General features: G+C 69.7%; 10 protein-coding genes and 1 tRNA gene. 7 read left to right on the top strand and 4 right to left on the bottom strand.

All coding sequences use genetic code 11. From position 1 onward, the window contains the following. Positions 1 to 116 precede the first annotated feature (116 nt). The 4 genes from recR (at position 117) to E1212_RS28065 (ending at position 3,739) form a co-directional block, all read left to right on the top strand. Positions 117 to 716, top strand: a complete 600-nt coding sequence (gene recR, locus E1212_RS28080; protein WP_069110126.1) for a recombination mediator RecR — start codon at positions 117 to 119, stop codon at positions 714 to 716. Further along, on the top strand, positions 709 to 1,311 hold the full coding sequence (locus E1212_RS28075; protein WP_131988680.1) for a DUF5063 domain-containing protein: 603 nt from the start codon (positions 709 to 711) through the stop codon (positions 1,309 to 1,311). Before recR ends, E1212_RS28075 begins: the two co-directional genes overlap by 8 nt. A 92-nt stretch (positions 1,312 to 1,403) precedes the next feature. Then, positions 1,404 to 2,678 carry an aspartate kinase gene (locus tag E1212_RS28070; RefSeq protein ID WP_131988678.1) on the top strand — a complete coding sequence of 425 codons (1,275 nt, stop codon included), beginning with the start codon at positions 1,404 to 1,406 and terminating at the stop codon, positions 2,676 to 2,678. Continuing rightward, the gene (locus E1212_RS28065; protein ID WP_131988676.1) at positions 2,675 to 3,739 is read left to right on the top strand and encodes an aspartate-semialdehyde dehydrogenase; all 1,065 of its coding nucleotides are present in this window, start codon (positions 2,675 to 2,677) and stop codon (positions 3,737 to 3,739) included. Before E1212_RS28070 ends, E1212_RS28065 begins: the two co-directional genes overlap by 4 nt. A 32-nt stretch (positions 3,740 to 3,771) precedes the next feature. Here the strand turns inward: E1212_RS28065 and E1212_RS28060 are convergent, their stop codons facing one another. From E1212_RS28060 to E1212_RS28050, 3 genes are read right to left on the bottom strand one after another with little or no spacing between them, the layout of a single operon-like run. Continuing rightward, positions 3,772 to 4,398, bottom strand: coding sequence for a CG0192-related protein (locus E1212_RS28060; RefSeq protein ID WP_131988674.1), 627 nt, complete (start codon positions 4,396 to 4,398; stop codon positions 3,772 to 3,774). Then, the gene (locus E1212_RS28055; protein ID WP_131988672.1) at positions 4,398 to 4,850 is read right to left on the bottom strand and encodes a GatB/YqeY domain-containing protein; all 453 of its coding nucleotides are present in this window, start codon (positions 4,848 to 4,850) and stop codon (positions 4,398 to 4,400) included. The genes E1212_RS28060 and E1212_RS28055 overlap by 1 nt, the downstream gene beginning before the upstream one ends. Before the next feature lie 14 nt (positions 4,851 to 4,864). After that, positions 4,865 to 6,391 carry an MFS transporter gene (locus tag E1212_RS28050; RefSeq protein ID WP_131988670.1) on the bottom strand — a complete coding sequence of 509 codons (1,527 nt, stop codon included), beginning with the start codon at positions 6,389 to 6,391 and terminating at the stop codon, positions 4,865 to 4,867. A 47-nt stretch (positions 6,392 to 6,438) separates the two neighbouring features. Between E1212_RS28050 and E1212_RS28045 the strand changes: the two genes are divergently transcribed. After that, positions 6,439 to 7,371 (top strand): metallophosphoesterase, encoded by a 933-nt coding sequence (locus E1212_RS28045; protein WP_131988668.1) that lies wholly within the window; start codon positions 6,439 to 6,441, stop codon positions 7,369 to 7,371. Positions 7,372 to 7,455: 84 nt separating this feature from the next. Next, positions 7,456 to 7,529, top strand: a tRNA-Pro gene (locus E1212_RS28040). 157 nt (positions 7,530 to 7,686) lie between these two features. Here E1212_RS28040 and E1212_RS28035 read toward each other — a convergent pair. Beyond that, on the bottom strand, positions 7,687 to 8,097 hold the full coding sequence (locus E1212_RS28035; protein WP_131988666.1) for a hypothetical protein: 411 nt from the start codon (positions 8,095 to 8,097) through the stop codon (positions 7,687 to 7,689). Between the two features lie 362 nt (positions 8,098 to 8,459). Here E1212_RS28035 and E1212_RS28030 point away from each other — a divergent pair. Beyond that, positions 8,460 to 12,138: DUF7927 domain-containing protein (locus tag E1212_RS28030; RefSeq protein ID WP_162605660.1), on the top strand; the 3,679-nt coding region annotated here is incomplete at its 3' end.

Raw genomic sequence — 12,138 nt, 5'->3', positions numbered from 1 at the left:
CCCGACGCCCCCGACGCCCCTGGCGGCTCTACCCCGGCCTCGCGCGACACCGTCCGTGGCGAGATCGAGGGCGACGACCGCCCGTCCGGCCAGGGCCAGGGTTAGCCGAGGCCGTCGTGTACGAAGGCGTCGTTCAGGACCTCATCGACGAGCTGGGCCGGTTGCCCGGTGTCGGGCCCAAGAGCGCCCAGCGCATCGCGTTCCACCTGCTCGCCGCCGATGCCGACGACGTCCGCCGGCTGGTCGCCGCGCTCACCGAGGTCAAGGAGAAGGTGCGGTTCTGCACGGTCTGCGGCAACGTCGCGCAGCAGGAGCAGTGCCGCATCTGCCTCGACCCGCGCCGCGACCCGTCCGTGCTGTGCGTGGTCGAGGAGCCGAAGGACGTCGTCGCCATCGAGCGGACGCGTGAGTTCCGCGGCCGCTACCACGTGCTGGGCGGCGCGATCAGTCCCATCGAGGGCGTTGGACCCGACGATCTACGGGTACGGGAGCTCATGACAAGACTGGCCGACGACACCGTGCAAGAGATCATCCTGGCCACTGACCCGAACCTCGAGGGCGAGGCGACGGCGACCTATCTGGCCCGGATGATCAAGCCGATGGGCTTGCGCGTCACGCGGCTGGCCAGTGGACTGCCTGTGGGGGGTGATCTCGAATATGCCGACGAGGTCACGTTGGGCCGCGCGTTCGAAGGACGGAGACTCCTGGATGTCTAGCGTTGTTGCACGACCTGCCGACGACCCTGCTGCCGAGTACGGCGACTTCGCCGCGGAGATCGCCGACCAGATCGAGAGCTTCCTGCTGGCCGTCCGCGAGATCGCCCGCGGCAACGACCCCGGCAGCACGCTGTCGCTGCTGTTGCTCGAGGTCAGCCAGTTGTGCCTGGCCGGCGGCCGGCTGGGGGCCATCAGCGACGTCGTCCCCGACGAGCGGTTCGAGCCCGACGCCGGCCCCGACGCCGACGTCGACGAGCTGCGGCTGCGCATCGCCGCGCTGCTCGAGCCGGTCGACGGCTACGTCGAGGTCGTCGACCCCGTCGACCCCGAGCGCGGCGCCACCGGCTTCCGGCTCTCCGACGACCTCGCCAGCATCGCCCAGGACCTGCTGCACGGGCTGTCGCACTACAAGGACGGCCGGGTCATCGAGGCGCTGTGGTGGTGGCAGTTCTCCTACCTGTCCTCGTGGGGCTCGACGGCCGGAGCGGCGCTGCGGGCGCTGCACTCGCTGATCGCCCACACCCGCCTCGATCACCACGACGAGCAGATCGAGGTCACCCAGGAGGCGCTTCTCCCGGTCGAGGCCGAACTCTGAGCACACTGTCCCGCGATCCGGACGTCTCGGGGCACAGCCAGCAGGTCGCCTAGACTGCCATGGGCACGTGATGGCCGTGGGAGGAGTGTGCCGTGGGGCTGGTTGTGCAGAAGTACGGAGGTTCCTCCGTCGCTGACGCCGCGGCCATCAAGCGGGTGGCGCAGCGCATCGTCACCACCAAGAAGGAGGGCCACGAGGTCGTCGTGGTCGTCTCCGCCATGGGCGACACCACCGACGAGCTGCTCGACCTCGCCCAGCAGGTCTCGCCGCTGCCGCCGGCCCGCGAGCTCGACATGCTGCTCACGTCCGGCGAGCGCATGTCCATGGCGCTGCTGGCCATGGCCATCGGCGACCTCGGGCACGAGGCGCGCTCGTTCACCGGCAGCCAGGCCGGCGTCATCACCGACTCCGCGCACGGCCGCGCCCGCATCATCGACGTCACGCCGGGCCGCATCCGGCAGGCGCTCGACGGCGGCGCCATCGCCATCGTCGCGGGCTTCCAGGGCGTCAGCCAGGACAGCAAGGACATCACCACGCTGGGTCGCGGCGGGTCCGACACCACCGCCGTCGCGCTGGCCGCGGCGCTGAACGCCGACGTGTGCGAGATCTACACCGACGTCGACGGCGTCTTCACCGCCGACCCTCGCATCGTCCCGGCGGCGCGGCGCCTCCCGCGCATCACGTACGAAGAGATGCTCGAGATGGCGGCCTGCGGGGCGAAGATCCTGCACCTGCGCTGCGTCGAGTACGCGCGCCGCTACGGCATCCCGATTCACGTGCGATCCAGTTTCTCGACGCTCACCGGTACGTGGGTGTCCGATTCCCAGGGAAGCGAGCAGGCCGATATGGAGCAGCCGATCATCTCCGGCGTCGCGCACGACCGCAGCGAGGCGAAGATCACCGTCGTGGGCGTGCCCGACAAGGTCGGCGAGGCCGCCACGATCTTCAGCTCGGTCGCCGCGGCCGACGTGAACATCGACATGATCGTGCAGAACGTCTCGGCCGTCGACACCAACCGCACCGACATCTCGTTCACGCTGCCCGCCAGTGACGGCCGCAAGGGCGTCGAGGCGCTGACGGCCATCCAGAACGCCGTCGGCTTCGAGTCGCTGCGCTACGACGACGGCATCGGCAAGGTGTCGCTCATCGGCGCCGGCATGCGCAGCCACCCCGGCGTGAGCGCCAAGTTCTTCAGCGCGCTGGCCGACGCCGGCGTGAACATCGAGATGATCTCGACGTCTGAGATCCGCATCTCGGTGGTCGTCCGCGCCGCCGACGTCGACACCGCGGTCACCGCCATCCACCGGGCCTTCGACCTCGACTCGAACCAGGTCGAGGCTGTCGTGTACGGGGGTACCGGGCGATGAGCGGCGAGCGTCCCACCCTGGCCGTCGTCGGCGCCACCGGCGCCGTCGGCACCGTCATGCGCGACATCCTCTCGACCCGGCAGAACGTCTGGGGCGAGATCCGGCTCATCGCGTCGGCCCGCTCGGCCGGCCGCCTGCTCACCGTCCGCGGCGAGGAGGTCGAGGTCCAGGAGCTCACCGCCGACGTGTTCGACGGCGTCGACGTCGCCATGTTCGACGTCCCCGACGAGGTGTCCGCCGAGTGGGCCCCCGTCGCCGCCGACCGCGGCGTCGTCGTGGTCGACAACTCCGGCGCGTTCCGCATGGACCCCGACGTCCCGCTGGTCGTGCCCGAGGTCAACGCGCGCATGACCCGCCAGCGACCCAAGGGCATCATCGCCAACCCCAACTGCACCACGCTGTCGATGATCGTGGTGCTCGGCGCGCTGCACGCCGAGCTGGGGCTCACCGCCCTGACGGCGTCGTCCTACCAGGCCGCGTCGGGCGCCGGTCAGTCCGGCATCGACACCCTGCACGACCAGATCAACAAGGTCGCCGGCAACCGCGAGCTCGGCACCCACCCGGGCGACGTCCGCCGGGTCATCGGCTCCGACCTCGGCCCGTTCCCGGCGCCGCTCGCGCTGAACGTCGTCCCGTGGGCCGGCTCGCTGAAGAACGACGGCTGGAGCTCCGAGGAGCTGAAGATCCGCAATGAGTCGCGGAAGATCCTCGACCTCCCCGACCTCAAGGTCTCGGCCACCTGCGTCCGGGTCCCGGTCGTCACCACCCACTCGGTGGCCATGCACGCGACCTTCGAGAACGAGGTCACCACCGAGCGGGCGTGGGAGATCCTGCGCGACGCCCCCGGCGTGGTCCTCTACGACGACCCCGCCCGCGGCGAGTTCCCGACCCCGGCCGACGTCGTGGGCACCGACCCGACCTGGGTCGGCCGCATCCGCCGCTCGCTCGACGACCCCAACTCGCTCGAGCTGTTCGTCTGCGGCGACAACCTCCGCAAGGGGGCGGCGCTCAACACCGCGCAGATCGCGGAACTGCTGGCGGCCGAGTTCAGCGCCGCCTGACGGCGGTCCGGCGCGCCGGCGTCCTCAGCGTGTCAGGACGCCGGTCGCACCGCGGCCAGGGTGGCGGGTCCGCCCGTGGTCCAGGTGCCGGTGAGCACGTGCTCGCCGATGGCCCCTGTGCCGACCTGACGGACCACGACCAGCTCGAGGTCGCCCGCGCGCACGACGGTGGCCGGTCCTCGGTCCGACGGCGTCAGCGGCCCGTCCTCGGGGAGGTCCGGGTCCGCCTCGAGCCCCGTGCCCGTGACGCGCGCCGTCGGCTCGCGTGGGACGAGGGCGTCGCCGTCCTCGACCAGTTCCTCGGCCTGCGGTGTTCCGGACAGGACGGTACGGGCCAGCGCCGCCACCCAGACGGGGTCGGCGCAGCCGTCGTAGACCCAGCGGCGGCCGAGCACGGAGTGCTCCATGGTGCCGACGAGGGCGTCCTCGGCGCCGTCCAGCGGGGCGCCGCGGTAGGTCAGCGGCACGTGCAGCACGGTCCCGTCGGCGCACTCGACGAGGTGCGCCTCGAGGCCCACCTCACCCGCGGGATCGTCGAACCGATAGGCGCCGACCTGCTCGACGGCTCCGGCGCCGGCCGCCCACGCCTGGGCCGGCAGCCACGCCGTCAGCAGCTCCAGCTTGGTCGGGCGCAGCGTCGCGCGGTGGATGCGGGCCATCAGGCGAGCTTGGCCTTGACGGCGGCGGCGACCTTGCTGCCCTCGACCCGGCCGAGCACCTGCGGCTGCACGATCTTCATGACCTTGCCCATGTCGCGCGGCGACTCGGCGCCGGCCTCGGCGATGGCGGCCGTGACGATGACCTCCAGCTCGTCGTCGGTGAGCGGCTGCGGCAGGTACTCGGCGATGACCGCGGCCTCGGCCTCCTCGTTCTCGGCGCTGTCCTCGCGCCCGCCGGTCCGGAACGCCTCGGCGGCCTCGCGGCGGCGCTTCACCTCACGGGTCAGGACGGCGGTGATCTCGTCGTCGGTGAGCTCGCGCGCGGCCGACCCGGCGACCTCCTCGGTGCCGATAGAGGAGAGCACCATGCGGAGGGTCGCCTTGCGCACGTCGTCCTTGGCACGCATGGCGGAGGTCAGGTCGGCTCGGAGTCGGTCCTTCAGGGCTGCCATGCGCCTAGTCTGCCCTAGCGCCCGTGCGACGGCGGCAGGCCCGGCGCCGCGCACGGTGCGGGGGTCGGCTCGTGCCTGGCGCCCCTGGCGATCGGCTCCGGCATCGCGCCGTCGGTCCCGACGGCGGCCGCTGCCGGCTCCGTGGCGGGCGGCTCGGTGAGCGCCCGCGGCCGCAGCGTCAGCGCTGCGACGGCGCCGCCGGCGAGCAGCGCCGCGCAGACGCCCATGGCGATGCGGTAGGCGTCGGTGAGCAGGTCCGGGTCCGCGTACGCCTCGCCCGACAACCCGGCGACGGCCGGCAGCGCGGCGACGGCCAGCAGGCCTGCCGCGCGGGCGACGCCGTTGTTGACGCCGCTGGCCACGCCGGCCAGATGCTGCGGCGCCGACGCCATCACCGTCGCCGTCAGGGTCGGGACCAGCGTCGTCAGGCCGACGCCGAGCAACGTCACGCCCGGCAGGACATCCAGCAGATAGCTGTCGCCGTCGTCGATCATGACCAGCAGCGCGACCCCCACCGCTCCACACACCGAGCCCGTGATCAGCGGTGGCCGGACCCCGAACCGCTTGGCGAGGTCGGCCGAGCGGCCCGAGAAGAGCAGCATGAGGATGGTGGTGGGGACCGTGGCGATGCCGGCCTCGAGCGGCGTCCAGCCGAGCGTCACCTGCAGCTGCAGGACCAGGAAGAACATGACCACGGACAGCCCCGCGTACACCGCGAACGTCATGAGGTTGATGCCACTGAACGTGCGGTCGGAGAACAGCGTCAGCGGCACCATCGGATGCGCGGCGACCCGTTCGCGGTAGAGGAACCCCGCCGCCGCGGCCAGCGACAGCACGGCCATGCCGGCGTTCAGCGCGGACGCGCCGGAGTCGGGCCAGCTGATCAGCGCGTAGGTGCTGGCTCCGAGCGCGACGGCGCCGAGCACCGCGCCCTCGACGTCGAACCGGCCGCCGGCCTCCTCGTCACGGCTCTCCGGTGCGCTGGCGAGGATGAGCCACATCGTCAGCGCGGCCAGCGGGACGTTGATGGCGAACACCCAGCGCCAGTCGTACTCGAGCAGCCAGCCGCCGAGCAGCGGCCCGATGACACCGGAGACGCCGGTCAGCCCGGCCCAGGCGCCGATGGCCCGCGGCCGGTCGTCGGGATGCACGGCGGTCTGCAGGATCGCCAGCGCGCCGGGCGTCAGCAGCGCGCCGCCGATGCCCTGCAGCGCACGCGCCGCGATCAGTACCTCCGCCGTCGGCGCCAGGGCGCACAGCACCGACGCGGCCGTGAACCAGACCACGCCGGCCAGGTAGACGCGCCGCCGGCCGAGGCGGTCGCCGAGCGAGCCGCCGAGCAGGATCAGCGCCGCGAGCGTGAGCGTGTACGAGTTGACGGTCCACTGCAACTGCGCCAGCGTGGCGTCGAGCTCGCGGCCGATGGTCGGCAGCGCGACGTTGACCACGGTGCCGTCGAGGAACGCCATGCCGGAACCGAGCGCCGTCGCCGCCAGCAGGGCGCGCCCGCGGGGGGTGGCGAGCCGGACGCCGTCCGTCATGAGCAAGGAGCGTACGCGGGGCGCGGGGTGTGTGGGAGATTGGAGGCATGGTCGTGAAGCGGGTTGCGCTCGGGGTGGCGGCAGCGGCCGCGGCCGGGCTCGTCTACTCCGCCGGCTACGAGGTGACGTCCTACCGGCTGCGTCGGTTCGACGTGCCCGTGCTGGCGCCGGGGAGCCGGCCGCTGCGCGTCCTGCACCTGTCCGACCTGCATCTCACCCCCTCGATGCACGACCGGGCGGCCTGGGTCCGCGGGCTCGCGGCGCTCGAGCCGGACCTCGTGGTCAACACCGGCGACAACCTCGCCCACCCCGAGGCGATCCCGACGGTGCTCGACGCCCTGGAGCCGCTTCTCTCGATTCCCGGCGTGTTCGTCTTCGGGTCCAACGACTATTACGCGCCGCAGTTCAAGAACCCCGCCCGGTACCTGCTGCCACTGGATCGCATCCTCCGGGGGAACGCCCGTACCCACGCCAGCGCCGCTGACCTGCCGTGGAAGGAACTGCGCGACGAGTTCCGCTCTGCCGGGTGGCTCGACCTCACCAACTCGCGCGGTTCCCTGACGATCGACGGCCGGCGCCTCGCGTTCGCCGGCGTGGACGACCCGCATCTGGGCCGGGACCGGCTCGGGGATGTCGCCGGGCCGGTGCCGGCGGGGGCGGCTGCTCCCGATGTGGCCGTGGGCGTGGCGCACGCGCCTTACCTGCGGGTGCTCGATGCCTTCCAGCGCGACGGGTACCAACTCCTGCTCGCGGGCCACACCCACGGCGGCCAGCTCTGTGTGCCGGGCCTCGGTGCGCTGGTCACCAACTGCGACCTCGACACGGCCCGGGTCAAGGGGGTGTCGCGGCACCCGCGCGCGGGCGGTGCTGGGGCGTCCTGGATGCACGTGTCCGCCGGCTTGGGGACGTCGCCGTATGCGCGGGTCCGGTTCGCCTGCCCGCCCGAGGCGACGCTGCTGACGCTGACGGACGAGCGCTGAGCCGGGTCGCTCTCCGCCTGGGTGACCGAGTGCTGAACCGGATTTCGCTCCTCCGTCCGGCTCGGATATGCTGGCTCAGCACTTCGGGGTGTGGCGCAGCTTGGTAGCGCGCTTCGTTCGGGACGAAGAGGTCGCAGGTTCAAATCCTGTCACCCCGACACAGGTCAGAGGAACGTTGATCACCTTTCAAACGGTGATCGGGTCATGCTCCCAGGGGAATCTCAGGGGATGATCTTGCTCGCGGGCTCCGCGGATTCACGCCCGGAGTCGCCTCACTCGACGTGTCCATCCTGTCATCGCTCCCCGAGGGTCGCCTCAGGTCCGGACGATGATCAGGTGCTGATCCCCCCGAGGGCATCGAGGAGCGGGCTGGGCGCTCGGCGTCGATGGTGAGGTCCACGACGAGCCAGCCGGTTCCGGCTGGGTGGCAAAGGTCTCGGCGATCGCCTTCACGCCGGCCCGTGCTGCCGACGAACACACCTGCGCGTCGACGCCTTCGCCGAGGGCGTACTCCAGCGTGATGGAGACGACTCCGTCGACGACTGCGTTCCGGAACCGGGAGACGCAACGGCCGAGATCCCTCTGAAGTCCAATGTCGAGCGAGCTGATCGTCGGCCGGACGTGGCGAATCCGGCGATCGTAGCGCCGTTGTTGATCCGTCAAGAAAATGCCCTCGTCGCCGGCATTCCATAAGAAGCGCACCACAATGTAGCGAGCCCGATCCACGTACGCGAAATCGCCTATGTGGAGTGGCGCCCATGTGGCTTTCCGCCGATCAGGACACATCGGGCGGGTGCGTCGTGGTTCGCGCATAGTGCCATGTGGCGTCTCGTGCAACCTCAAGTCGAGCTAGTTGTCCGGATATATACACGTCCATCCGTGTGACGTGCGTCACATTAATATCTTCTGGCCCTCATTCACATTGCATTGCGCCATTTTTGATCACGACGTATTGCGCTTCCCGTGTGTTGACTCACATGACACCGGGATAATGCAGCGAGTAGAGGGAGTGAAGCCGGATGAATCGCGGGCCAAAGTTGCACGTGCCGAGTACGGATTCGACGAGACGATGGCGTCGTTACCTCTCCGTGGGTGTGGTGCTGGCGCTGATGTCGAGCCTCTTCGTCCTCCTCGGCGGCGCGCTGCCGGCGCAGGCGGCGACACCGGAGTATGAGATCAGGGGCACCTGGGTGAACCCGCCGCCGACGATCGCCCGAGGGAACCCTGTCGTCGCCGAGTGGCGCGTGAACGTCAACGACGCGGACGAGCCGCCGAGCAACGAGCCGGTGGAGAACGTCACCGCGACGTTCTCGGTGGAGAAGGCGATCTTCGACGAGATCCCGGATCTGTGTGTGACGGAGGGTGTCGATCCGCCGTCCAGCATCTCCGAGGACGGCATGTCGCTGACGTGCAACTTCGGCCCGGTCGCCATGGGCACGGCGCTCGTGGTGCAGACGCCGGTGGTGGCGACCGGCTTGACGGGTGAGGAAGTCGTGCTCGACGGCACCGGCCCCCATGGTGAGACTGTGGAGCTGCCGCCTGTCCTCATCCGGAACACGTTCGCGATGGACATCCACTACGGCGGGACCACGGAGGTCGCCCGGTGGGACGACGTGGACGACCCGCGGTACGTCGATGTCGACATCCCGTGGTCGCTGCGTCTCGGCAAGGGCTCGGATCCCGGCCCGCAGCGAGTCACCTACCGGCTCAGTATGGCCGCGACCACGCGTGATGGCACCACTACGACCAACAACATTCGTGTGGGCGTCCACCCGGAAGTCGGTGCCTTCCCCGAGAACCATGGTGTCGCCGGCTGCACCCCCTTCGACGCCGGACGTGCCGATGGGCACCCGTGGTCCGAACCCATCCCGAACCAACCTGCTGAGAAGATCACGTCGTTCGTCGACAGCTGCACTTTGACTCCGGTTGCCGGACAGCCGGGGGTCTTCGACCTCACGCTGGAGGGCATCAACTACGACCTGACCAACGTGCCCTCCCACGACTCGAGTGGGGTGGGGACCGAACTGGGCAACCCGCTGCCGCCGAACTGGGATTACATCGCCACGGGCTCGCTGTGGTTCCGGGTGCTCACGAACCAGTCCGGCTCGCTGCGCCTCGATTCCAACGAGCCGACCTACACGTCGACGACCGGTCTGCAGTACCAGGATCGTCCTGGCAACAACGTGACGAACAAGTCGTATACGTTGCCCGGCAATTTCTCCGCGGCATGGTATCGGGCCTGGACGGGATCGGGTGGACGGGCGTGGGACGACACCTATCGGGTCTCGGCCGGCACGACGGTGGTGCAGCAGGTCAATGTCGGTCGCCGCGACCTCGACCTGGCTCCCGATGCCCTGGTCGGCAACTGTGCCGTCTTCGATACACAGTTCGTGACGTACGCCGGTGACCTTTCCGACCCTAACCGTCCCAGTTTCAGTGCTCAGGTGATCGGTGTCGACCAGGCTGGTGCCGACGTCGAGCCAAGAGGCCCCCTCGACAACCCGCCCCCAATCCAGTACTACACGGGGCCAGTGGGCAACCCGAACAACTTCGACTGTGGCGGCAATCCTGCCGCCTGGTCCACGACGGCACCGGCTGACCTGTCCACGGTCACGGCGATTCGGATCGTCTACCCGTTCTCGCTCTATGCACAAGAAGACCGTGACCTCCTTCAGCTCTTGGCCTGGGTGACGATCAACGATGACGTGCCGGTGGGGCAGGACGTGTGGATGTTCGGCTCGGTGCTGCGTAACGGAGAGTGGCTCGGTGACGGTGAGCCCTGGGACTCGTACGTGGTCACGCCGACGCCGGATGATCGCTACCCGGCGACCAACGGACGCCGTGACATCCTGCGAATCGTCACCGCGACGCCGTACATCGAGAAAGAAGCCGCGCAGACAACAGTGCGCGCCGGTCAGGCCGCCGACTTCACGCTGACCTACTCGGCCAACGGCTCCGGGATCATCCCCGAGACGGTGGACGGCTACCGGATCGTGGACACGCTGCCGCTCGGGATGACGTACGTGTCGGAATCGGCGGACCCGGAGCCGGTGGTCACCGTGAACGGATCAGGCCAGGAGGTCCTGACCTGGACCCTGGACGACGTGCCGACGAACGTCGAGAACGAGCTGACGTACCAGGCGATGGCCGACGAGGACATCGAGCCGGGGACGCAGCTGACGAACACGGCGTCGTCCAGCTTCGGCGGTGAGACGTACGGTCCGGTCGAAGAGACGGTGACGACCAGCGCCAACGGGTACACGATCATCTTGAAGACGGCCGATCCGGAGTATGTCCCGTTCGTCAACGACGAGGGTGTCGGGACCGGTTCGTGGACGGTGACCATCGAGTCGCACGACCCGCAGCCGCAGGCCTTCACCGACACGATCGACATCCTGCCGTACATCGGTGACCAGCGCGGGACGGACTACAGCGGGACGTACACGCTGTCCGACGTGGTGCTGCCCAACGGCGGCACGGTGTACTACACCGACGCCGACCCGTCGACGCTGTCCGACGATCCGGAGGATCCGGCCAACGGCGCGCCGAACGCTCCGTCGCCGTTGTGGAGCACGACGCGGCCGGAGAACCCTACGGCGATCCGGGTCATCGGCGGCGAGCTGGCACCTGGTGCGACGTTCGCGTTCCAGGTGGTCATCGAGACCGAGGGTGCGGAGCCGCAGGACGTCTATGTCAACCGCGCCCAGGCCATCGCCGGGCACACCGAGCTGGTGATGCGCACCTCGGCGCCGCTGTACGTGTCGGACTACACGGTGGCGAAGACGTCGGACCCGGCTCCGGGGTCGACGGTGAAGCCGGGTGACACGATCACGTACACGATCACCGTCACCCAGGAGGGTCCGGTGGCCGCCGCGGGCGCCTGGACCGACACGCTGGAGGGCGTGCTCGACGACGCGGTCTACAACGAGGACGCGACCGCTGACATCGGCACCGTCACCTATGCCGACGGTGTGCTCTCGTGGGAGGGCGTGGTCCCGGTCGGCGAGGTTGCGACCATCACCTACACGGTGACGGTGAAGGACGTCGCCGGTCTGGAGGCCGACGGCGCGGACACCATCGTGGACAACTCGGTGTGGTCGCCGGTCTGCCCCGATGAGGTGCCCGAGGGCGAGGTGAACCCGTGCGAGCCGCCGCCGCTGCTGGTCGGCTACTACAAGGTGTCCAAGACCTCCGACCCGGCACCGGGTTCGACGGTGGGTCTCGGCGACGTGATCACTTATCACGTGCAGATCACCCAGTACGGTGAGGGCGCGGTGCAGAAGGCGGTGATCGACGACGACCTGACGGCCGTGTTGGACGACGCCACCTGGAACGACGACGCCTCCGCCACCTCAGGGACGGTGTCCTACGCCGAGCCGACACTGAGCTGGACCGGTCCGCTCGTTGTCGGGGAGGTTGTGGACCTGACCTATTCGGTCACCGCGACCGCGGTCGGTGAGGGCGACGACCAGCTGACCAACGTCGTCACGTCGGTGTGCCCGGAGGACGATCCGGAATGCACGCCGGGGCCGTGTGTGCCGGCGCCGGACGAGAACCCGGACTGCACGACCACCCACATCAAGGGTGACTACGAGGTGATGAAGACGTCGGACCCGGTGTCAGGGTCGGAGGTCGAGGAAGGTGACACGATCACCTACACGGTGACGGTCCGGCAGTACGGGCCCGGTGCGGTGGAGCAGGCCGGGTTCAAGGACGACCTGACCCAGGTGCTGGACGACGCCACGTACAACGACGACGCGGCCGCCT

This window comes from Jiangella ureilytica (assembly GCF_004348545.1).
GTDB lineage: Bacteria > Actinomycetota > Actinomycetes > Jiangellales > Jiangellaceae > Jiangella > Jiangella ureilytica.
The sequence above is the reverse complement of the archived record's forward strand: the minus strand, read 5'-3'. Positions and strand labels throughout refer to the sequence as shown.

Excerpts from the sequence above, each read along its gene's own strand:
- E1212_RS28075 (WP_131988680.1), top strand. The coding sequence starts at position 709 with ATGTCTAGCGTTGTTGCACGACCTGCCGACGACCCTGCTGCCGAGTAC.
- E1212_RS28065 (WP_131988676.1), top strand. The coding sequence starts at position 2,675 with ATGAGCGGCGAGCGTCCCACCCTGGCCGTCGTCGGCGCCACCGGCGCC.
- E1212_RS28060 (WP_131988674.1), bottom strand. The coding sequence starts at position 4,398 with ATGGCCCGCATCCACCGCGCGACGCTGCGCCCGACCAAGCTGGAGCTG.
- E1212_RS28055 (WP_131988672.1), bottom strand. The coding sequence starts at position 4,850 with ATGGCAGCCCTGAAGGACCGACTCCGAGCCGACCTGACCTCCGCCATG.
- E1212_RS28050 (WP_131988670.1), bottom strand. The coding sequence starts at position 6,391 with ATGACGGACGGCGTCCGGCTCGCCACCCCCCGCGGGCGCGCCCTGCTG.
- E1212_RS28045 (WP_131988668.1), top strand. The coding sequence starts at position 6,439 with ATGGTCGTGAAGCGGGTTGCGCTCGGGGTGGCGGCAGCGGCCGCGGCC.